This window comes from Glycomyces xiaoerkulensis (genome assembly GCF_002798405.1).
In the GTDB taxonomy this organism is placed as follows: domain Bacteria; phylum Actinomycetota; class Actinomycetes; order Mycobacteriales; family Micromonosporaceae; genus Glycomyces; species Glycomyces xiaoerkulensis.
In genome coordinates this window covers 45,639-67,239 of record NZ_PGGV01000018.1, presented here as the reverse complement: position 1 = coordinate 67,239, position 21,601 = coordinate 45,639, and the positions used below count along the sequence as shown (strand labels likewise).

Sequence of the window (21,601 nt, the reverse complement as noted above, 5' to 3'; positions counted from 1 at the left end):
GATCCGTTCCGAACGACCGCGCCGAAAGGAGGTGACCGAGATGAACACGCACTACGTGATGGAGCACGAAGAGCAGGACGTCGACGCCCTGCAGCTCCTCGAGGCCGACGAGGCCGAAGCCGGCCTCGCGGCCGACGACTGCACGTGGACCTGCACCTGGACCTGCAGCATTACCAGCTTCCAGCAGTAGCGGGTTCCGAAGGATGACGGCCTTGCTCCCAGGACCAGTGGGAGCAAGGCCCATCGACCGAAAGCGAGCCACTTTGACCCAATTCGACATGACGTCCCTCCCGAAGGAGGAACTCAGCGGGTCGCGGCGGCTGAATTTCCGGTTCTCACCCAACGGTACTCGGGCGACGTGCCTGGTCGCCAGCGCCGACGGCCGACTGGACGTCGAGACCTGGCTTCTTATTCAAGGCGGGGTCCGCGTCCGCCGCGTCCGGTTCGGAACCGGTTCGGCCGCAGCGGTGCAGCCCCTGCCGACCGACGGGGGAGCAGTGGTGCTGGTGCACGCCTCCGGATCGCGGCGGGAAGTCGGCCTCCTGCCCGCCGAGGGGCGGACCGGCCCTCCGGTGACGCTGGCCGAACTCGACTGCCGTGGTCTCCGGGCCGTCCCCAGCACCGACCCCGAAACGCTCGCCTGGCTGGTGGCGATCCACGGCACCGGCAGGTCGGCACTGCACCGCGTCGACGCCGCGACGCGGTCGGTGACGCCGATGATGGAGGTGCCGGGCTTGATCGCCGGCGAGCGCGTCCTGTCCGAGGACGGATGGCTGCTGGCGGCCGACGTCGTGGCCGATCGCCGGCGGCGCATCGGCCTGATCGACCTGCGGCGCCGGTCGATGCGGCTGCTCGACGCCCCCGGTCGGGTGGCGCTGACCGATCCGGCGGGAGGGCGCGTCCTCGTCGCCGGACCCGGCGATCGCGACCGTCTGTCCTGGATAGATCCTTCGAACGAGGGTGAGCGGGTGCCACTGCCGCTGCCGGACACGGCCGAACCGCCCCGCCCGATCGCGGTGTCCCCCGACGGCGGCGCCGTCGCCCTCGCCGTCACCACCGGCATCCGCGACGGCCTGGTCGTGTGCGACCGCACCGGCGCCGCCTCCCGGCCGACCGTTCCCGACGGGGTGATAGGCCCGGCGGCCTGGAGCGACGCCGGTCTGCGCGTGCTGCTGTCCACTCCGCAGGACCCCCTCGTCCTGGCGACGATGGACCGAAGATTGAACGTGGCCGTCGGATCGCCCGGACCGCGGCCGGACACGACCACCGATGCACGCGGCGAGCGCTTCCCCGGCGAAGTCGGCGATATCGAGGCGGTCGTCTACGGACCGGACTGGCGGCACAGCCGCCACGCGCTGGTCGCCCTGCACGGCGGTCCCGAATCGCACTGGAACCTCGCCAACCGCCCCTTCCTCCGGCATCTGGCCGAAGCCGGCATCGCCGTCATCGCCCCGAACCAGCGCGGCAGCACCGGCTACGGTGCGGCGCACCGCACCGCGATCGTCGGCGCCTGGGGCGGACCGGACCTGGCCGACGTCCTGCGCCTGCGCGCCGCGGTGGCCGACCAGCGCGGCGATCGCCGTGAAGCGCCGATGCTGCTGGGCACCTCCTACGGCGCGTTCCTGGCGCTGCTGGCGGTGGCCGCCGAACCCCACGCCTGGTCGCGCTGCGCGGCACTGGCGCCGTTCACCTCGGCCCGGAGCCTCGAGCGGCACGGACCGCCGCAGATCCGCGCCCAGGTCAGACGGTTGCGGGGCCTGCGGGCGGTCGACGACGAACTGGGCGAGCGGGACCTGCTGCGCCTGAGCGACCGCATCCGAGTCCCGCTGCTGATCGGGCACGGCCGCAGCGACGAGCGGGTGCCGCCGTCGCAGTCGCGGGCACTGGCCGACCGGTTGCGGGCCACCGGCCACGACCGGCTGTCCTATCGCACCTACGCCGGCGCCGGGCACCACCTGCTCGACGATCCCGGCGCCGACCGGGTCGAAGCCGACCTCCTCGACTTCCTCTGCGGACGTTCGGCCCCGGACCACCTCACCCAGGGGCCGCAGCCATGACCCCATCGGCCTCCGAGGCTTCCCCGAACCCGTCGATGCCCCGGCTCGTCGGACTCGCCCGCATGGCGCCCGGCACCGTGGCGGTGACCGCCGCGCTGCTGGTCGTCATCGCGATCGCCTCGGTGGCGATACCGGCGGTGTCCGCCGATGCCGTCGACGAGGCCGTCGCCGGCGCCGGACCCGGCACGGCCCTGCTCACGCTGTCCGTACTGCTGGTGGTGCGGGTGGCGGCCGAGGCGTGCAGCGGCATCGCCGCGGTGGCCGCGACCACGCGCATCGCCGCCGGAATGCGCCACCGGCTGCTGCGCGCGGTACTGGACGCGGACCTGCGCGGCCTGCGCGACCATCCTCCCGGCGACCTGGTGACACGGCTTACGGCCAACGCCGCCGCCGGTGCCGGAGCCGTGGTCACGTTCGTCCGGGTCGCGGTGGCGCTGGCGACCTCACTGGCGGGCTTGACAGCGCTGTGGGTCATCGACTGGTGGCTCGGCGCCGCCTTCACCGCGGGACTGATTCCGGCCCTCTTCCTGATCCGCCTGGTGATGCGCCGCATCACCAGCACCCAGGCCGACTACCTGAACCGCCTGGGGGCCATCGCCGCCCGCATGCTCGACGCGCTGGCGGGCCTGCGCACCATCCGCGCCTGCGGGACCGCGTTGCGCGAGGTCGACCGGGTACTGCGGCCACTGCCGGACCTGGTCGCCGCCGGTCACCGCACCTGGCAGGTGCAACGCGGGATCTCCTGGCAGGCCGAGCTGATCCTGGCCGGCCTGCGGGTGTGCATCCTCGCCCTGGCCGGCTTCGGACTGGCGGTCGGGCGCCTCTCGGCGGGGGAACTGCTGGCCACCGCGCTCTACCTCGCGATCGCGCTGAGCATTCTCGATCAGATCGACGTGCTGTTCGGACTCGGCCAGGCGCGGGCGAGCGCCGCCCGCGTACTGGCGGTAGCCGGTGAAGGCCCGGCCGACGGCGGCTCGGAGGCCGGGCGCCGTCCCAGGCTGCCGGGCGGGCCCGGCGAGGTCCTGCTGGAGGGCGTGACCGTTCGACTCGAGTCGCAGACCGTACTGGACGACGTGCACCTGGAGATCCCGGCCGGATCCAGTGTGGCCGTGGTCGGCCGATCCGGTTCGGGCAAGACCACGCTCTCCCAGGTCGTCGGCGGCCTGATTCGGCCCGACCGAGGCCGCGTCCGCATCGACGGAGCCGACACCGCCGAGGTCGATCCGGACAGCCTCAGGCAGGAGGTCCGCTACGCGTTCGAAGAACCGGTGCTGCTGGGCGGCACCGTAGGGGAGGCGATCGGCTACGGCCGCCCCCGCCCGACCGCCGAACGCGTCCGGCAGGCGGCGGCGCGCGCGGAGGCGTCCGGGTTCATCGAACGCCTCCCGGCGGGATTCGACACGCCGCTGGACCGGGCGCCGCTGTCGGGAGGCGAGCGCCAGCGGCTCGGACTGGCCAGGGCGATCGCCGGCGACGGCAGGATCCTGGTTCTCGACGACGCCACCTCCAGTCTCGACACCGTCACCGAGGCGCAGGTCTCGGCCGCCGTCACCGAGGCCGCCGCCGATAGAACCCGCGTCGTCGTCGCCCACCGCACCGCCACCGCCGACCGGGCCGACCGGGTCGCCTGGCTGGAACGGGGCCGTCTGCGGGCGATCGGAAGCCATCGAAACCTGTGGGCGACCCACCCCGAATACCGGGCCGTGTTCGCCGACCGACCAACGGCGTGAGGAGTCCCGACATGCCGCGACACCACGCCGCCGCCGTGCTGCTGCGCGAACTGACCGCACGCAAAAGCCACCTGGTGTGGCTGCTGCTGTGGTCGCTCCTGGAGTCGGTCCCGGCGCTCCTGTCGGGCCTGCTGCTGGCCCGCGCCATCGACCAGTTCCTGGCGGACCGGATCCTCGCCGGCTTCGCCTCCCTGACCGGACTGCTGGCCGCCGCCGGGGTGGCCGCGATCGCGGTGCGGCGCCTGTTCCCGCATATCGCGGCGCTGGTCGAGCCGGTACGCGACGCCCTGCTGGAAGCCGTGGCCACCAGCCTGGTCACCGCGCCCGATCTCACGGCGGGCAAACTCGACAGCTCCGGCATCAACCGGATGACCGAGCAAATCCAGACGGTGCGCAACATCCTGTTCGCGACCCTGCGCACCATGCGCCAGGTCGTGTTCACCGTGGTAGCCGCCTTGATCGGGCTCGCCCTGCTGACCCCGCTCCTGGCCGGACCGGTGGCGGCGCTGGCGGTCGCCACGCTCGGCCTGTTCGCTCTGCTCCTGCCGGCGCTGGCCCGCCGCAGCAGGACCGTACTGCTAGCCAAAGAGGACGTAGCCACGCACGGCGGACTGGTGTTCACCGGAAAGCGGGACATCATGGCGTGCAACGGCCGGTCCCAGGCGGTCGCAGATATGGCCGGACACATCGACGCCGAACTGGCCGCGACCAGGGCGCTGGCCCGGGCGTCCGCGTCGCGCAAGCTGCTGGTGTTCCTCGGGGGCCAGCTCCCGCTGCTGGGTCTGCTGGGAGCCGCGCCCTGGCTTATCCGAGAGGGCCGGTTGAGCGTCGGCGAGGTCGTCGGGGCCGCCGCCTATCTCAGCGTCACCCTCGAACCGGCGCTCCGCAACCTGATCACGATGGCGGGCGGATGGGGGCTGGAGCTGATGGTGACCCTCGACCGGCTGGGGGAGAGCCTGCGGCCGGCGAGACCCCCCGAGATCGGCGACCGGCTTCGGGGAGACCGCGACGCGGACCGGCCGGCGTCTTCGGGCGACCGACTGGAACTGCGCGGGGTCACCTTCCGCTACGGCTCGCGCGCCGCACCCGTGGTCGAGGAGTTGAGCCTCGCCGTCGACGAGGGCGAGCATCTGGCCGTCGTAGGAGCCAGCGGCATCGGCAAGTCCACACTGGCGGACCTGCTGGCCGGACTGCGACGGCCCGATGAAGGTTCGATCCTGCTGGGCGGAGTACCGCTGCCCCGGATCGGCGAGCCGCTCCTGCGACGGCGCATCTGCCTGATCCCGCAGGAGGCGTATGTGTTCGCGGGTTCCATTCGCGAGAACCTCACCTACCTGGCGCCGCATGCCGACGACGCCGAATGCCTGGAGGCCGCCCGCGCCACCGGATTGGCGGGCGTGCTGCACCGGCTCGGCGGACTCGACGCGCCGATCGGCACCGGCGGCGCCGACCTGTCGCTGGGGGAGCGGCAACTGGTCGCCCTGACCCGGAGCCGACTGTCACCGGCGCGGGTGCTCATCCTCGACGAGGCCACCTCGCATCTCGATCCGGCCGCCGAGGTCCGGGCCGAGGCGGCGGTGGCGGCCCGCCCCGGCACGCTGATCGTCATCGCCCACCGCATCAGCTCGGCGGCGCGTGCCGACCGCATCCTGCTGCTCGATACCGACCACGTCGCGATCGGCGGCCACGACCGGTTGCTGGAGACCGACCGCCGCTATGCCGCCCTGGTCGATCACTGGCGGGCGGCGGACTCGGAACCGAGTGCCGGCGAAGCGGTGCCGACGGGCGGGCGGGCATGGACCGGACCGGCCTGACCGGACCGTCGTCGGGCCCCGCGGCCGATCAGTTCCGCCCTTTCGCGATTTGTCGGTAATTCCGGGACTTTCGCGGCCTGAAGATTGATGATAATCTATATGTGGCCCTGGTGGGGCCTCCGAAAGCGTTATCGGTAACCGCCGTTACTTTCAGATCGGCGGCGCGGGCGGGGCGAGATCCGTGTCCACGCCCACGCATCCCCTCACCGGCAACCCGATCCGCTCTTCTCCTCGGAGAACGACCAAGGAACGGCAATGACCGACAGTGCGCCGCCGGTTTCCGTCCACCCAGTCCCCGGAGTCGCCCGGAGTCGCCCGGCGTCCTCGGCGATCCCCCCCTCTCCGTCCACGCTGTCCGGTGATCGATAACAACCATCGCCCCTCGACTCGACAAGAAGGGAACGAACCACATGACCACACGTCGAAACCGACCCCAGGACACCACCGCGAAAGCGCTCAGCCGGAGGACCTTCCTGGCGATGAGCGGACTCCCGGTACTAGCGGTCGCGGCGCCGCCGGCCGGGGCGCAGGCCGGCGTGGTCGTCGACCCGTCGGCGGTGCGCCAGACGATCCAAGGCTTCGGCGGCATGAACCACACCGCCTGGATCGACGACCTGACGCCCGCCCAGCGGGACACCGCGTTCGGCAACGGCCAGGGGCAGTTGGGCTTCTCGGTGCTGCGCCTCCCGGTCCATGAGAACCAGTCGAACTGGAGCGGCGAGGTCGCGACGGCCCAGCGCGCGGTCGAGCACGGGGCGAAGGTCATCGCCGCGCCGTGGAATCCCCCTTCGCACATGGTCGAGACCGTCAACGGCGACCAGCGCCTCCGGTACGACATGTACGGCGAATACGCGCAGCACCTGAACGACTTCAACCAGTACATGAGCGACAACGGGGTGGACCTGTACGGGATCTCGGTGCAGAACGAGCCCGACTACGCCGAGGACTGGACCTGGTGGACCCCGCAGGAGATGGCCCGGTTCATGCGGGAGAACGCCGGTTCACTCGCCACCAGGGTCATCGCACCCGAGTCGTTCCAGTACCGCAAGAACCTCTCGGACCCGATCCTCAACGACCCCGAAGCACTCGCCAATCTCGACATCCTCGGCACCCACCTCTACGGCACGCAGTTCGGCGACTTCGACTACCCCCTGTTCGAGTCGCGGGGCTCGGGCAAGGAACTGTGGATGACCGAGGTCTACTACCCCAACAGCAGCGATTCGGCCGACCAGTGGCCCCAGGCGCTCGATGTGGGGGAGCACATCCACTGGGCGCTGGTGGACGGCCAGTTCCAGGCGTACGTGTGGTGGTACATCCGGCGCTACTACGGCCCCATGCTGGAGAACGGGCAGATCAGCAAGCGAGGCGCCAACATGGCGCACTTCTCGAAGTTCGTCCGGCCCGGGTATGTGCGGATCGATGCGACCGCCAGCCCCCGTTCGAACGTCTACACCTCGGCGTACAAGGGCGGCGACAACGAGATCGTGATCGTCGCGGTCAACAAGGGCTCGTCGGTGAGCCAGTCGTTCACCATGCGGGACACCACCGCCTCCAGCGTGTCGTCGTGGGTGACCGACGCGGGCGGCAATCTCCAGCCCCAGAGCGCGATCAGCGTTTCCGACGGCTCCTTCACCGCAGTGCTTCCGGCCCAGAGCGTGACGACGTTCGTGACCGGCGAGAGCGACGACGGCGGGGACGATGACGACGACGGCGGCGACGACGACAACGGCGGCGGCACCGGCGACTGCCGGGGCCGGGTCGAGGTGGTCAACGACTGGGGCTCGGGCTGGCAGGGCAACGTGACCATCACCGCCGGGAGCCAAGCCGTCGACGGCTGGAACGTGAGCTGGGACTGGCCCGGAGGCCAGCAGGTCAGCAGTTCCTGGAACACCGACCTGTCGCAGTCGGGGTCGACGGTGACCGCCTCGGACGTGGGTTGGAACGGCCGCATCGAGGCCGGCCAGAGCCGCCAGGTCTTCGGATTCATCGCCTCCGGGTCGGCGGTCGACCTCGAATTCGACTGCTAGAACGGCGAGGGTGAGCGCCGCCGCCGGTACCATCCGGTCATGACGATCTGCGTATACGGCGCCGGGAGCATCGGCTGCTACGTGGGGGGCCGGCTCGCGGCCTCCGGGGCCGCGGTGGACTTCGTCGGGCGCGAGCGCATCGCGCGACAGGTCGCCGGCAACGGCCTCACCCTCACCGACTGGCGCGGCACCGAAATGCGTGCCGCCGACGCCCGGATCCAGATCGCTCCGGACGCGGTGGCCGGGGCCGATCTGGTCCTGGTCGCCGTGAAGTCGGGCGCGACCGCCGCGGCGGGGGAGGAGCTGGCGCCCCGGATCGAACCCGGCACGGTCGTGGTCAGCCTCCAGAACGGCCTGCGCAACGCCGAGGTCCTGCGCGAGAAGCTTCCCGGCGCCATCGTGCTCGCGGGCATGGTCGGATTCAACGTGGTCGGCCGGGGCGAGGGCCGGTTCCACTGCTCCACCGCCGGCGAGCTCGAGGTACAGCGGCACCGCGGACTCGATCGCTGGTCGGAGGCGTTCGCTCGGGCGGGTGTGCCGCTGAACCAGCGCGACGACATCGGCGCCGTCCAGGCCGGCAAGCTGCTCATCAATCTCGAGAACGCGATCAACGCCCTCTCGAGTCTGCCGATCAAACAGGAGCTGTCGCAGCGGGCCTACCGGCGCTGCCTGGCCCTGGCCCAGCGCGAGGCGCTGGCGGCGTATGACGCGGTCGGCCTGGCCCCGGCCAAGCTCACGATGCTTCCTCCCAAATGGATGCCGACCCTGCTCGGTCTGCCCGACGGCGTCTTCAAGCGGGCCGCCGGCAGGGTGCTCGAGATCGATCCGCACGCGCGCTCGTCGATGTGGCAGGACCTGGAAGCGGGGCGTCCCACCGAAGTGGACTACCTCAACGGCGAGGTCGTCGGCCTCGCGCGCAGGCACGGCCTGGCCGCCCCGGTCAACGCCCGCCTGGTCGAGCTGGTCCACGACGCCGAGCGGGGCGGACGCCGCGACTGGTCCGGCCGGGAGTTGCTGGCCGACCTCGCCGGCCGTTGATGTCAAGTATAATTGACATTATGTCGTGAATACTTTACTCTTGTGGGCGTATAGAACCTCAGATGTCCGGAGCATGCGATGTCCTTCGACGAACGCCTCACCCGCCCGACCGGCCACCGGGGAGGCCCCGCGTCATGACCGAACCGTCCGACCGCGACCGTCCCCATGGGCCCGCCCTGCCCTACGGCGAACGCTACGCCTGGGGCTACCTGACCACCGCCGTCGCGGTCCCGGCCGTCTACGCGGTGATCATGCTCGGCCGCCTCGGCGACGCCCCGGCCGACCAGATCGACTTCCAGCGCCCGCTCCTGATCGCCATCGCGGCCTCGATCGTGGCGAACATGTTCCTGGCGCCCGGGCCCCGCAAGGGCCGCGACCGCCGGGACGAGCGCGACCGGGGCATCGACCGGCGCGGTGAGAGCGCCGGTTTCCTCACCCTGGCCGTCGCCGTCCTCGGCGCGTTCGCGCTGACGATGTTCGAGGCCCCGTACTTCTGGATCGCCAACGCGATCTACTTCGCCTTCGTCCTCTCGGCGATCGTCCAGTCGGTCGTCAAGGTCGCCGCGTACCGACGAGGATTCTGACCGTGGGCAAACGGACCAGGGTCACCAACAACATCCGCGCGCTGCGGTTCGCCAACGGGGAGATGACCCAGGCGCAGCTCGCGGACCGCATCGACGTCACCCGGCAGACCGTCATCGCGATCGAGCGGGGCCGCTACTCGCCCTCGCTGGAGATGGCCTTCCAGATAGCCCGGGTCTTCGACGTCCCCCTCGACGAGGTCTTCGGCTACGACGACTCCGGAGACTGAACCGTGATCGCGGTCGGCATCCCTGACGTGGATTGACAAAGTTTGGCTTGTAAACTTAGTCTTGCATCGAGGCCTGTCGATCGCCCCGGTGGGCGTCGCGCCTCGAACCGCTCACCGATGACTAAGGAGTGCAATGCAAGCTGTGCTGCGAGCCCGAAGGCGGCTCATCCTCATACTTTCATCCACTGTGGCCCTAATAGCGGGGCTCGGGATCGTCACGCCGATGATCGCCCAGGCCGCCGCCGGCTGCGAGGTGGACTACCGCGTCCAGCACGAGTGGCCCGGCGGCTTCACCGCCAACGTGGACATCACCAACCTCGGCGAGCCGATCGACGGCTGGGAGCTGACCTGGACGTTCCCCGACGGCCAAGAGGTCAGCTCGGCCTGGAACGCCACCGTCACCTCCTCCGGCGGCCAGCAGACCGCCGTGGACGCCGGCTACAACGGCCACATCGCCTCGAACGGCTCGACCTCCTTCGGCTTCAACGGCTCCTGGTCGGGCAGCAACACCGACCCGACCGACTTCGCCCTCAACGGCACCGTCTGCGACGGGGACGTCGACGACCCGACCACCTCGCCGACCACCACCGCGCCGACCACCACGCCGCCGCCCGACGACGACACCGACGCCGCCGAGACCGTCGCGGCGATGCAGCCGGGCTGGAACCTCGGCAACTCGCTCGACTCGGTGGGCGAGGACGAGACCGCCTGGGGCAACCCGCGGATCACCCAGGACCTGATCCAGAACATCAGCGACGAGGGCTTCAACAGCATCCGCATCCCAGTCACCTGGGACGACCACCAGGGCCCGGCACCCGACTACGCCATCGAGTCGGACTACCTGGACCGGGTCGAAGAGGTCGTGGGCTGGGCGCTCGACGCCGACCTGTACGTGCTGATCAACATCCACCACGACTCGTGGATCTGGATGGCCGACATGCAGAACAACCGCGCCGAGGTCATGGACCGCTACGAGGTGATCTGGAACGAACTGGCCGACCGGTTCCGGGACGCCCCGCCGGAGCTGCTGTTCGAGAGCGTCAACGAACCGCAGTTCGACAACGTCGACGACGCCACCGGCGACGACCTGCTCGACGAGCTCAACGTCGCCTTCCACGACATCGTGCGCGGCTCGGGCGGCGGCAACGCCGACCGCGTGCTCGTCCTGCCGACGCTGCACACCAACGCCGAGCAGGAGCGTCTCGACGCGCTGGTCGACACCATCGACTCGCTCGACGACCCGAACATCGCCGCGACCGTCCACTACTACGGCTTCTGGCCCTTCAGCGTGAACGTCGCCGGCTACACCACCTTCGACGACGAGGTCCGCCAGGACGTGATCGACAACTTCGACCGGGTCCGCGACACCTTTGTGAACCAAGGGGTCCCGGTCATCATCGGCGAGTACGGCCTGCTCGGCTTCGACGCCCACACCGGCACCATCGAGCAGGGCGAGAAGCTGAAGTTCTTCGAGTTCGTCGGCCACTACGCCAACGAGACCGACATCACCCTGCAACTGTGGGACAACGGGCAGCACTTCGGACGCACCTCCTTCGAGTGGAGCGACCCCGAGCTGTACGAGATGCTGGAGGCGAGCTGGACCGGCCGCTCCGGCACCGCCTCGACCGACCAGGTCTTCGTCGAACGCTCCGGCACCATCGGCGACGCCGACCTCACGCTCAACCTGAACGGCACCGCGTTCGAGGGCCTGCGCGAGGGCGGCACCCCGCTGGAGGAGGGCGCCGACTACACCGTCTCGGGCGACCAGCTCACCATCACCGCCTCGGCCCTGGAGCGGCTGGTCGGTTCGCAGGACTACGGCGTCAACGCCGACCTGTACGCCGAGTTCTCGCAGGGCGCGCCGTGGCGGATCAGCATCGTCTCCTACGACGTGCCGGTCCTCCAGGACGCCTCGGGACCGACCGACTCCTTCGCGATCCCGACGCAGTTCAACGGCGACCAGCTCGCCACCATGGAGGCGGTCTACGAGGACGGTGCCAACGCCGGCCCGCACGACTGGACCTCCTACAAGGAGTTCGCCCAGGCCTTCCAGCCCGACCGGGACGCCGGCCAGATCGAGCTGACGTCCGACTTCTTCGACGAGGTCGACGACGACCGGGCGGTGACGCTCACCTTCCACTTCTGGAGCGGCGAGACCGTCACCTACCAGGTCACCGAGTCCGGCGGCAACGTCACCGGCTCGGCCTCTTAGTCCGCGGTACGCCTCTCACCCGGGCCGCGGCGGCTCCGGCCGCCGCGGCCCCGCCCCGTCCGCCGGCCTGCGCGATAAGCTGGCGCGGGCCGCCGGAGCGGCGCGGCCGTCGAGCAGCGAAGGAGCGGAGCATGTCGAACCTGAAGGTCCTGTTCATCGGCGGCAGCGGCGCCATCAGCACCTCGTGCGTGCACGAGGCGGTCGGCCAGGGCATGGACGTGACGGTCCTGAACCGCGGCGAGAGCAGGATCCGGCGACTGCCCGACGGCATCACTCGCCTCAGGGCCGACGCGAACGACCCCGACTCGGTGCTCGAGGCGATCGGCGAGGCCCGCTTCGACGCCGTCGTCAACTGGGTCAACTTCGTCCCCGAGCAGGTGCGGCGCGACATCGACCTGTACGCCGACCGTACCGACCAGTACCTGTTCATCAGCTCCGCCTCGGCCTACCAGACCCCGCCGACGCGCATGCCGGTCACCGAGTCGACGCCGCTGAAGAACCCCCACTGGCAGTATTCGCGCGACAAGATCGCATGCGAGGAGCTGCTGGTCGAGGCCTACCGCGACCGGGACTTCCCGATGACGATCGTGCGACCCTCCCACACCTACGACCAGACCCTGCTGCCCTGCGAGGGCGGCTGGACCGCCGTCGAGCGGATGCGCGCGGGCAGGCCCGTCGTCGTCCACGGCGACGGCACATCACTGTGGACGCTCACGCATGCGCGCGACTTCGCCGTCGGCTTCGTCGGCCTGCTCGGCAAGGAGGCCGCGATCGGCGAGGCCTTCCACATCACCGGCGACGAGGCCCCGACCTGGGACCGGATCTTCCGCGACCTCGCCGCGGCCGCCGGGGTCGGCGACCCCGAGCTCGTCCACGTCCCGACCGACGCCATCGCCGCCTCCGACCCCGACTGGGGCGCCGGCCTCATCGGCGACAAGTCGCACACGATGCTCTTCGACAACTCCAAACTCAAGTCCCTCGTCCCCGAGTTCGGCCTGCGGCCCACGCCGTTCCGGCTGGGCGCCCGCGAGATCGTCGACTGGTACGACGCCCACCCCGAGCAGCGGACGGTCGACCCGGAGCTGGACGCCCTCATGGACCGCCTGATCGAGGCCCACCGGCCCCGCGCCCTCTAACCTGAGCGCCGGGACCTCGTACGTGAGCGTCCCGGCGTCCGCGTCCAGCACCGCCGGCAGGCCCAGCGGCACGGTCAGCGCCGGTCGGCAGTGGCCGAACCCGAAGTCCTCGACGACCGGGACGCCCAAGTCGCCCAAGCGGTCGAGCGCCACCGCCCGCAGGGCCCCGACCGAGTCGCCGCCGTCCCACGGCCCGAGCGCGACACCGGCGAGGCCGTCGAGCCGCCCGGCGCGGCGCAACTGCGTCAGCAGCCGGTCGAGCCGGTACGCCTCCTCCCCGGTCTCCTCCAGGATGAGCAGGCCGCCCGCGGCGTCCGGGCGCGACTCCGGCCCGCCGACGCCGGCGGCGAGCAGGCTCGCGTTGCCGCCGAACGTGATGCCCGAGGCCCGCCCCGGCACCAGCGGCCGGGCGTCGGGCGGCGCGAGCCGCCGCACCGGTTCGGGATCGAACAGCGTCCGCCGCAGGTGCTCCCGGGTCGCGGCGTCGTCGACGAAGGTCGACCAGGCCGGCATCGGGGCGTGCAGCGTCGCCCGGCCGAGCCGGAGCGCGATCGCCTCGTGCACGGCGGTGACGTCGCTGAAGCCCGTGAACACCTTGGGTCCGGCCGTCGCGAGTGCCTCCCAGTCGAGCAGGTCGAGCATGCGCTGGCAGCCGTAGCCGCCGCGCGCGGCGAACACGGCCGCGAACGACTCCTCGCACCAGGCCCGCCGGAAGTCGTCGGCGCGGTCGGCGTCGGTGCCGGCCAGGAACGAGTGCCGCGGATGGGCGTCGAGCACGTGCGGCATCGTCTCGACCTCCAGGCCCCAGCCGCGGAGGACGTCCAGGCCCAGTTCGAGCAGGTCCGGCGGCACCGGGCCGGCCGGGGCGACGATCGCCGCCCGGTCGCCCCGCCGGAGGCGGCGGGGCCGGGCCAGGGGCTCCATGCTCACGTCCGCAGCTCCAACGCCGCCGCCTCGGGGGCGTCGAACCCGAAGGTCCGGGCGTAGAGCCCGAACTCGGATCGGACGGCGCTGACGATGCTGGACTCCATCCGGAAGCCGTGCTGCTCGCCCTCGTAGGCCAGGTAGGCGTGCGGCACGCCCCGGCCCCGGAGGCGCTCCAGGAATCGCTCGCAGTTCTCCGGCGGGCAGATCGCGTCCTCCAGGCCCTGCAGCAGGACGAACGGCGCCGAGATCCGGTCGGTGTGGTTGACCGGCGAGCGGTCGCGGTACCGCTCGGGCACCTCCTCGTAGGGCCCGACCAGCGACTCCAGGTACCGCGATTCGAAGTCGTGGGTGCCGATGCCGAGCCAGCCGGCCAGGTCGAGGATGGGGAACATGATGGCCGCGCACGCGTAGAGCCCTTCGGCCGCCGGGGAGGTCAGCGACGCGGCCGCGGTCCAGCCGCCCGCGCTGCCGCCGCGCACCGCCAGGCGCTCGCCGTCGGCGGTGCCCTCGGCCGCCAGCGCCCGGGCCACCGCGGCGCAGTCCTCGACGTCGACCACGCCCCACCGGCCGCGCAGCCGGTTCCGGTACTCCCGGCCGTAGCCGGTCGAACCGCCGTAGTCGACCTCGACCACGCCGATGCCGCGGGAGGTGAAGTAGGCGATCTCCAGGTCGAGCACCGACCGGTGGCTCCCGGTCGGGCCGCCGTGGACCCAGACCGCGAACGGGGGCGGCTCGCCTTCGGGGCCTTCGAAGTCCGGGTTGCGGGGCCGGTGGACCGAGGCGTGGACGTCGCGTCCGCCCGGACCGGCGAAGGTCCGGTGCTCGGGCTCGGGGTAGTAGGCCGGGTCGACCCGGTCGACGTGCTCGCGGCCGACCACTTCGGCCGTGCCGGCGCCGTCCCAGGCGACGATCTCGTAGTCGCGGCTCGGGCCGCCGGCCAGGCCGATGATCCGCCCGCCGTTGGAGACGAGCGTCGGGGCCCATTCGGTCCAGGGGCCCGGCGCGTCGGTCACCGTTCCGGTGGCGGGGTCGAGGAGGCCGAGGCGGGCCTCGCCGCGCCCGTGGATGCAGGCGATGCGGCCGTCGTCGAGGACCTCGAACCACTGCGAACCGATCGTCCACAGCGGTCCTGCGAATTCCTCCTCGGCCGGGTGCAGCCCGACCGCCCGGCCCGAGTCGGGGTCGAGCCGGTACAGGTTCCACCAGCCGGTCCGGTCGCTCGCGACCACCAGCGATCCGTCCGGGGCCCACTCGGCCTGGGGGATCGACTCCTCGCGCCCGCCGGCGACGGTGCGCGCGTCCTCGAATGCGCCCGCGTCGGTCACGGCCGCCGTCCGCAGCTCCGTGCCGTCCCAGGGCATGTCCGGGTGGTTCCAGGCGATCCACACCGCCCGCTTCCGGTCGGGGGAGATCCGCGGCCCGGTGGTGAACCGGTAGCGGTCGCCGGTCAGCTCCCGGAGCGCCCCGCGGTCGGCGGCGGCCGACCCGTCCAGCGGCACGGCCGCGATCGTCCGCCGCACGTCGGTCGGCCGCTCGCCGGTGAACTCCTCCATCGCCGCCCAGACCTCGCCGCGCCCGGGGTCGAGCGCCATGTCGCACCAGCGCAGGCCGCCGGGAATCCGCGGCACCGGCGTCAGCGGCGCCGGGTCGGCCTCCGAGCCGGGCTCGTAGCGGTAGAGCCGCTGGTCGTCGAAGTTCGAGAACACGATGAGCGATTCGCTCCCGACCCACGGGGCACCGCCGTACTCGTGGACGCGGTTGCGCACGTTCCACGGTTCGGGCAGCACCGCCCGCGGCCCGTCCGCGCCGGGGCGGACCAGTGCCCGCCGCCCGCCCTCGGAGGGGCGCGGCTCGGTCCACCAGACCTCGTCGCCGACCCGGCCGAGGAACGCCGGCCGCCCGTCGGCGCGCGCCACCAGTTCGGCGGTGACCTGGGACCGCCAGGCTCCGTAGGTTGCGATGGTCACGATGTCGGTCCTCTCCTCGAGCGGATGCGTCCCGTGCGCCAGTGTGCCGCCGCCGGCACCGCGTCGGCGCCCCCGGTGGTGTCGGTGGGCACGCATACTCTGAGACCCATCAGACAGGAGTTCGATCTTGCGTCCGCCCCCCGGTTCGGTATGTTGAACTCATACACACGTTCGATATTGTCACGGGGGTCGAAGTGTTGGAGAGGACCGTTCCGGCCGAGCTGGCCGCCGAGTACGGGCTGCGGTTCGCCGGGGAGCTCAAGGCCGCCGCCGAGCCGTCGGCACCGGCGCCGGCCTCCTCCCGCCACACCCTGCCGGTCACCCCCGACCTCTCCGGACTCCTGCCCTACGGCGGCCTGTCGACGGTGACCGCGCTCCCGGCCGCCCGGACCGGGGCCACCTCGCTGCTGTGGCGGCTGCTGGCGGGCCCCAGCCAGGCGGGGGCCTGGTGCGCGGTGGTCGGCCTGCCCGGCCTCTATCCGCTGGCGGCGCGCTCGGCCGGGGTCGACCTGGACCGCCTGGCGCTGGTCGAGGCCGACCGCGGGCAGGTGCCCGACGCGGCCGGTGCGCTGGCGGCCGGCGTACCGGTGCTGGTGGTGCCCAGCGCGGGCTTCACCCCGAAGCAGATGCGCCGCCTGGCCGCCAAGAGCCACCGCTCGGGCACCGCGATCGTGTGGTGGGAGACCCGGGCCGTGGACGCGGCCGACGCCCGGCTCGAGGTCGCGGCGGTGCACTGGCAGGGCCTGCGGGCGGGCTCCGGACGCCGCTACGGGACCGGCCGCCTCACCGGCTGCGAGCTGGAGGTCGCCGCCCGGTGGCGCGCCGGCGGGAAGCACCGGGCCCGGATCCGCCCCTACGGCGGGGTCCCGCCCGGCAACGTCGTCGACCTGGGCCTGCGGACCCGTGGTTAGGACGCTGGTGGCGCGGCTGCCGGACTGGGAGGACGAGGACGCGGCCTCCTTCGAACCGGTCCTGGACGCGCTCGACCTGCTCACCCCCTACGTCGAGGTGCTCGGTCCCGGTTGCGCCGCCATGCCGCTGCGCCGCCTGGCCGGCGACGAGGCCGCCTTCTGCGAGCGGCTCATCGACACCGTCGCCGGCCTGGTCGACCGGGACTGCCAGACCGGCGTCGCCGACGGCCTGCTCGCGGCCGCACTGGCCGCCCGCTCGGGCCGGATCGTCCGGCCCGGCCGCGACGCCGAATTCCTCGCCCCCTTCGACATCGCCGCCCTCCGTCACACCGGCCTGGTCGACGCCGGCACCTGCGAGACCCTCCGCCGCCTGGGGATCGACACCCTCGGCGCCTTCGCGGCCCTGCCCGCCGCGGCCGTGGCCGAGCGGTTCGGCGCGGCGGCCCGCCGCGCCCGGTCCCTCGCGGCCGGGGGAGGCGCCCGGCCGCTCGTGCCCCGCCGGACCCCGCCCGAGTTCACCGTCGCCGTCGAGGCCGAAGAGCCCTACGAGACGGTCGAGCAGGCCGCCTTCGCCGCCCGGCCCTTGGCCGAACGGCTGCTGGCCGACCTCGGCCGCCGCAACCTCACCTGCACCCGCGTCACCGTCACCGCCCGCACCGCCGGCGGCCGGGTCCGCGAACGCACCTGGCAGTTCGATCCGGCCGGACCCGCGACCGAACTGGCCCGCCGCGTCCGTTGGCAGCTCGAAGGCTGGCTCTCGGGCGAGGAGGCTGACGCCCTGTCCGCGCTCGAACTCGCCGCCGACGGAATGCTCGGCCTGGTCGACGCCGGACGGGGCCTGTGGGACTCCAAGGACGCCGCCACCGTCCGCGCCGAGGCCGCGCTCCGCCACGCCCAGGGTCTGCTCGGCCCCGACGCCGTCGTGCTCGCCACCGAGACCGACGGCCGCGACCTGCACGAGCGGTGCCGCCTCGTTCCCTGGGGCGCCGGGAGCGCCCTGGCCCGCTCCGGTCCGTGGCCGGGCGCCCTGCCCGACCCCCTGCCGGCATTGACCGGGACCGACGAACCGGTCGCGGTGCTGGACGCGGCCGGGGTGCCGGTCTCGGCCCCCGCCCGCGGCGGCCTGTCGGCCGTCCCCGCGCTGGTCTCCCTCGGCGACCGCCGCGTCCCGGTCATCGCCTGGGCCGGCCCCTGGCCGGTGGTCGAGCGCTGGTGGGACCCTCAGACCGCCCGCCGCTACACCCGGCTCCAGGTGGTGCTCGGCGACGGCCGCGCCGCGCTGCTCCACGCCGAGCACCGGCGGTGGAGGATCGCCGGCTGGTACGACTGACGGGCTCTATAACGTGGACGCCGTGCGGGCCGCCACACCGTGGGCCGGGCCGCCTTGACGACGAGGTTCAGGAGCAGAGCATGACCGATCCACGCGGGACGGGGCCGTTCGTCGCGGCCATCGACCAGGGCACGACCTCCAGCCGCTGCATCGTCTTCGACCGCGGCGGCCGCACCGTCGCGGTCGACCAGACCGAGCACCGGCAGATCTTCCCCGGCCCCGGCTGGGTCGAGCACGACGCCGCCGAGATCTGGACCAACGTCCAAGCGGTCGTGGCCGGCGCCGTGGCGGCGGCCGGAATCTCCCGCGACGACGTCGCCGCGATCGGCGTCACCAACCAGCGCGAGACGACCCTGCTGTGGGACAAGCGCACCGGCGAGCCGGTGCACAACGCGGTCGTCTGGCAGGACACCCGCACCGACGACCTCTGCCGCGAGCTCGGCGGCCCGTCCGGCCAGGACCGCTTCCGCCGCCGGACCGGCCTGCCGCTGGCCACCTACTTCGCCGGTCCCAAGATCGCCTGGCTGCTGGACAACGTCGACGGGCTCCGCGAGCGGGCCGAGGCCGGGGAGCTCCTGTTCGGCACCATGGACTCCTGGGTCATCTGGAACCTCACCGGCGGCCCGCGCGGCGGCGTCCACGTCACCGACGCCACCAACGCCTCCCGGACCCTGATGATGGACCTCGACGGCCTCGAATGGGACGAGGACATCGCCGCCGAGATGGGCGTCCCGGTCCGGATCCTGCCCGAGATCCGCTCCTCTTCGGAGGTCTACGGCCGCGTCGCCGGCGGCGCCCTCGAGGGCGTACCGGTCGCCTCGGCGCTCGGCGACCAGCAGGCCGCCCTGTTCGGACAGACCTGCTACGGCGCCGGCGACGCCAAGTCCACCTACGGCACCGGCACGTTCATGCTCATGAACACCGGCGACAAACCCATCCGCTCCGAGTCCGGCCTGCTCACCACCGTCGGCTACCGCATCGGCGAGGCCGACCCCGTCTACGCCCTCGAAGGCGCCATCGCCGTCACCGGCGCCCTGGTGCAGTGGATGCGCGACCAGATGGGGATGATCGGCACCGCCGCCGAGATCGAGCCCCTCGCCGCCTCGGTCGAGGACAACGGCGGCGCCTACTTCGTGCCGGCCTTCTCCGGCCTCTTCGCCCCCTACTGGCGCTCGGACGCCCGCGGCGTCATCGCCGGGCTCACCCGGTACGTCACCAAGGCCCACCTCGCCCGCGCCGTCCTGGAGGCCACCGCCTGGCAGACCCGCGAGATCGCCGACGCGATGGCCGCCGACTCCGGCGTCCAGCCCTCCGAGCTCAAAGTGGACGGCGGCATGACCGAGAACGACCTGCTCATGCAGATCCTGGCCGACGTCGTCGACGCCCCGGTGGTGCGGCCGGTGGTCGCCGAGACCACCTGCCTCGGCGCCGCCTACGCCGCCGGTCTCGCCGTCGGCTTCTGGGAGTCCACCGACGACCTGCGCGCCAACTGGCGCCGCGACGCCGAATGGACCCCGCGGATGGACCCGGCCGTCCGCGAACGCGAATACCGCAACTGGCTCAAGGCCGTCGAACGGACCATGGGCTGGAACGAACCGCAGGCCTAATCGCGGCCGGGGTCGGGGTGGATCGCCAGGAAGACCGAGTACGGGTGCCCCCGGCCGCTCGGCTCCCGGGCGGCCAGCTCGTCGAGCAGCTCCTTGATCCGCTCCTTCAGCTCGGCGTACTCCTCGTCGGTCAGCCGCAGCCCGAGCCGCGAGATGTCGACCGTCCCCGGGTCCGGTAGCTGCCCCACCTCGGTGAGGAAGGCGTCGAGCATCGCGCTGCTCAACTGCGGGTACCGGTCGCCGAACCGCAGCCGCCAGGACTTGCGCGTCGCCAGGTACGGGACCTCCCGCGCCCCGCGGGCCCCGGAGCGCTCCTCCTGCGCCTCCAGGAAACCGGTCGAGACCAGCTTGCGAACGTGGTGCAGCACCGTGGCGGGGTTCGCCTCGAGCCGGGTCGCGATCTCCTTGTTCGTCAGCGGCTCGTCCAGGCACATCCGCAGGATCCGGATCCGCACCCCCGAGGCGAGCGCCTTCGCCTCGGCCTCGGTCGCCAACTGGCGCGGATCGTCTTGGTCGCTCTCCTCTGCCACGCCCTCATGGTAACGGCACCGTCGATTGACTAATCCCAATCGATCGGGAATACTCAATCGTATGGCAACCGCCCCCACCCGGCCGCCCCGCGGCGGCCTGCTCCGCGACCGCGACTTCCGCGGGCTGTTCCTCTCCACCACCGTCAGCCAGTTCGGCCAGCAGGTCACCGCCCTCGCACTCCCGCTGGTCGCCGTGCTCGCCCTCGAATCCGGCGAGCTCGAAGTCGGCGCCCTCTCGGCGCTGACCACCCTCGCCTTCCTCCTCATCGGCCTGCCCGCCGGCGCCTGGGTCGACCGGATGCGCCGCCGCCGCGTCCTCATCGCCGCCGACCTGGTGCGGGCCGCGATCCTGCTGACCGTCCCCCTCGCCTGGTGGACCGGCACGCTGACCATCTGGCAGTTGTTCGCGGTCGCCCTCGTCCTCGGCGTGTTCACCGTCTTCTTCGACGTCGCCTACCAGAGCTACCTGCCTCACCTGGTCGGCCGCGCCAACCTCGTCGAAGGCAACGCCAAGCTCGAGGCCGTCCGCTCGACCGCCGGTCTCGGCGGACCGGCGCTGGCCGGGCAGCTCATCGCCTGGCTCACCGCGCCGGTCGCGCTCGCGTTCGACGCGCTCGCCATGGGCGCCTCGGCCCTGTTCGTGGTCCGCATCCGCCGCCGAGAACCCGCCCCCGAGGTGCCCGCCGACGCGAAGCTCCTCGCCGACATCAGGGAGGGCCTGGCGTTCGTGCTCGGCCACCGGCTGCTGCGCGCCATCGTCGGCTGCACCGGCTGGTACAACCTCTGCTTCGCGGCCTTCATGGCCATGCTCGTGGTCTACCTGCCGCGTGACCTGGGTCTCGGCCCCGGGGCGATCGGCCTGCTCATGTCCATGTTCGGTCTCGGCGGCCTGCTGGGCGCGCTGGTGGTCCGGCGGGCCGCGGCATGGATCGGCGAAGGCCGCCTCATCTGGGTCTCGGTGGCCGCCACTGCGCCGTTCGCGCTGCTGGTCCCCGCCGCCGAGCCGGGATGGCGGATCTGGGCCGCGGGGGCGGGGATGGTCGTGATCGGCGTCAGCGTGGTCGTCTACAACGTCACTCAGGTGAGCTTCCGTCAGCGGGTCACCCCCGACCGCCTGCTGGGCCGCATGAACGCCACCGTCCGGTTCCTGGTCTGGGGCACGCAGCCGATCGGCGCCCTCATCGGCGGCGCCCTCGGCCACCTCTACGGGGCCGAGGGCGCACTGTGGATCGCCGCGCTCGCCGGATGCCTGGCGTTCCTGCCGCCGTTCCTGTCGCCGCTGCGAAGCATGCGCGACCTGCCGGAGTCGGCCGAACCCGAACGGCCGGCCCCCGTCTGACCGGGGCGGCCGCCGCGATAACGGTTCCGGCTCGACCCGCTCGGCCAGTTCGCCGAGCCGCACCGGCGCCGCCACCGGGCGCCGCGCGAACGCCTCGGCGGCCTCGGGCAGCTCCGCCAGTTCGGCGACGTTGCGGCCGCAGATCCGGCCCTGGCAGGACCCCAG

16 protein-coding genes and 1 pseudogene are annotated in these 21,601 nt (G+C 72.3%); 14 read left to right on the top strand and 3 right to left on the bottom strand.

The genetic code is table 11. The features are described from left to right. The first annotated feature begins 40 nt into the window (after window positions 1-40). The 10 genes from CUT39_RS20215 to CUT39_RS21095 all read left to right on the top strand — a co-directional run bounded on the left by CUT39_RS20215 (window position 41) and on the right by CUT39_RS21095 (window position 12,825). A complete protein-coding gene (locus tag CUT39_RS20215) occupies window positions 41-190 on the top strand; it encodes an ALQxL family class IV lanthipeptide (RefSeq protein ID WP_157930549.1) in 150 nt (49 codons plus the stop codon). An 88-nt stretch (window positions 191-278) separates the two neighbouring features. Then, window positions 279-2,057: a S9 family peptidase gene (locus tag CUT39_RS08220; RefSeq protein ID WP_157930548.1), complete on the top strand. Its 1,779-nt coding sequence runs from the start codon at window positions 279-281 to the stop codon at window positions 2,055-2,057. After that, a complete protein-coding gene (locus CUT39_RS08215; RefSeq protein WP_100445490.1) occupies window positions 2,054-3,787 on the top strand; it encodes an ABC transporter ATP-binding protein in 1,734 nt (577 codons plus the stop codon). Before CUT39_RS08220 ends, CUT39_RS08215 begins: the two co-directional genes overlap by 4 nt. Before the next feature lie 11 nt (window positions 3,788-3,798). Beyond that, the gene (locus CUT39_RS08210; protein ID WP_100445489.1) at window positions 3,799-5,601 is read left to right on the top strand and encodes an ATP-binding cassette domain-containing protein; all 1,803 of its coding nucleotides are present in this window, start codon (window positions 3,799-3,801) and stop codon (window positions 5,599-5,601) included. 410 nt (window positions 5,602-6,011) lie between these two features. After that, window positions 6,012-7,628: a cellulose binding domain-containing protein gene (locus tag CUT39_RS08205; protein ID WP_100445488.1), complete on the top strand. Its 1,617-nt coding sequence runs from the start codon at window positions 6,012-6,014 to the stop codon at window positions 7,626-7,628. 39 nt (window positions 7,629-7,667) lie between these two features. After that, window positions 7,668-8,666 (top strand): 2-dehydropantoate 2-reductase, encoded by a 999-nt coding sequence (locus CUT39_RS08200; RefSeq protein ID WP_100445487.1) that lies wholly within the window; start codon window positions 7,668-7,670, stop codon window positions 8,664-8,666. A gap of 134 nt (window positions 8,667-8,800) precedes the next feature. After that, window positions 8,801-9,250: a hypothetical protein gene (locus tag CUT39_RS08195; protein ID WP_198586968.1), complete on the top strand. Its 450-nt coding sequence runs from the start codon at window positions 8,801-8,803 to the stop codon at window positions 9,248-9,250. Window positions 9,251-9,252: 2 nt separating this feature from the next. Further along, window positions 9,253-9,477 (top strand): helix-turn-helix transcriptional regulator, encoded by a 225-nt coding sequence (locus CUT39_RS08190; RefSeq protein WP_100445486.1) that lies wholly within the window; start codon window positions 9,253-9,255, stop codon window positions 9,475-9,477. 187 nt (window positions 9,478-9,664) lie between these two features. After that, entirely contained in the window at window positions 9,665-11,689 is a 2,025-nt protein-coding gene (locus CUT39_RS08185) for a cellulase family glycosylhydrolase (RefSeq protein ID WP_198586967.1), read from the top strand. 131 nt (window positions 11,690-11,820) lie between these two features. Beyond that, the gene (locus CUT39_RS21095; RefSeq protein ID WP_100445484.1) at window positions 11,821-12,825 is read left to right on the top strand and encodes an SDR family oxidoreductase; all 1,005 of its coding nucleotides are present in this window, start codon (window positions 11,821-11,823) and stop codon (window positions 12,823-12,825) included. Between the two features lie 3 nt (window positions 12,826-12,828). Here the strand turns inward: CUT39_RS21095 and CUT39_RS21090 are convergent. After that, window positions 12,829-13,749: pseudogene (locus tag CUT39_RS21090) on the bottom strand (S66 peptidase family protein); the annotation flags it as partial. Between the two features lie 2 nt (window positions 13,750-13,751). Then, a complete protein-coding gene (locus CUT39_RS08170; protein ID WP_100445499.1) occupies window positions 13,752-15,722 on the bottom strand; it encodes a prolyl oligopeptidase family serine peptidase in 1,971 nt (656 codons plus the stop codon). Between the two features lie 191 nt (window positions 15,723-15,913). Here CUT39_RS08170 and CUT39_RS08165 point away from each other — a divergent pair, with 191 nt between their 5' ends. The 3 genes from CUT39_RS08165 to glpK all read left to right on the top strand — a co-directional run bounded on the left by CUT39_RS08165 (window position 15,914) and on the right by glpK (window position 19,567). Continuing rightward, a complete protein-coding gene (locus CUT39_RS08165) occupies window positions 15,914-16,630 on the top strand; it encodes a hypothetical protein (RefSeq protein ID WP_157930547.1) in 717 nt (238 codons plus the stop codon). Between the two features lie 7 nt (window positions 16,631-16,637). Continuing rightward, window positions 16,638-17,960, top strand: a complete 1,323-nt coding sequence (locus tag CUT39_RS08160; protein WP_100445482.1) for a DNA polymerase Y subunit UmuC family protein — start codon at window positions 16,638-16,640, stop codon at window positions 17,958-17,960. An 80-nt stretch (window positions 17,961-18,040) separates the two neighbouring features. Beyond that, window positions 18,041-19,567 (top strand): glycerol kinase GlpK, encoded by a 1,527-nt coding sequence (gene glpK, locus CUT39_RS08155; protein WP_100445481.1) that lies wholly within the window; start codon window positions 18,041-18,043, stop codon window positions 19,565-19,567. Here glpK and CUT39_RS08150 read toward each other — a convergent pair. Beyond that, window positions 19,564-20,097 carry an ArsR/SmtB family transcription factor gene (locus tag CUT39_RS08150; RefSeq protein WP_198586965.1) on the bottom strand — a complete coding sequence of 178 codons (534 nt, stop codon included), beginning with the start codon at window positions 20,095-20,097 and terminating at the stop codon, window positions 19,564-19,566. The two genes, glpK and CUT39_RS08150, sit on opposite strands and share 4 nt — an antisense overlap. Window positions 20,098-20,158: 61 nt before the next feature. On the opposite strand from CUT39_RS08150, the gene CUT39_RS08145 reads away from it, so the two are divergent. Next, window positions 20,159-21,436, top strand: a complete 1,278-nt coding sequence (locus CUT39_RS08145) for an MFS transporter (protein ID WP_100445480.1) — start codon at window positions 20,159-20,161, stop codon at window positions 21,434-21,436. The last annotated feature ends 165 nt before the right edge of the window (window positions 21,437-21,601 follow it).

Excerpts from the sequence above, each read along its gene's own strand:
- CUT39_RS20215 (WP_157930549.1), top strand. The coding sequence starts at position 41 with ATGAACACGCACTACGTGATGGAGCACGAAGAGCAGGACGTCGACGCC.
- CUT39_RS08220 (WP_157930548.1), top strand. The coding sequence starts at position 279 with ATGACGTCCCTCCCGAAGGAGGAACTCAGCGGGTCGCGGCGGCTGAAT.
- CUT39_RS08215 (WP_100445490.1), top strand. The coding sequence starts at position 2,054 with ATGACCCCATCGGCCTCCGAGGCTTCCCCGAACCCGTCGATGCCCCGG.
- CUT39_RS08210 (WP_100445489.1), top strand. The coding sequence starts at position 3,799 with ATGCCGCGACACCACGCCGCCGCCGTGCTGCTGCGCGAACTGACCGCA.
- CUT39_RS08205 (WP_100445488.1), top strand. The coding sequence starts at position 6,012 with ATGACCACACGTCGAAACCGACCCCAGGACACCACCGCGAAAGCGCTC.
- CUT39_RS08200 (WP_100445487.1), top strand. The coding sequence starts at position 7,668 with ATGACGATCTGCGTATACGGCGCCGGGAGCATCGGCTGCTACGTGGGG.
- CUT39_RS08195 (WP_198586968.1), top strand. The coding sequence starts at position 8,801 with ATGACCGAACCGTCCGACCGCGACCGTCCCCATGGGCCCGCCCTGCCC.
- CUT39_RS21095 (WP_100445484.1), top strand. The coding sequence starts at position 11,821 with ATGTCGAACCTGAAGGTCCTGTTCATCGGCGGCAGCGGCGCCATCAGC.
- glpK (WP_100445481.1), top strand. The coding sequence starts at position 18,041 with ATGACCGATCCACGCGGGACGGGGCCGTTCGTCGCGGCCATCGACCAG.
- CUT39_RS08145 (WP_100445480.1), top strand. The coding sequence starts at position 20,159 with ATGGCAACCGCCCCCACCCGGCCGCCCCGCGGCGGCCTGCTCCGCGAC.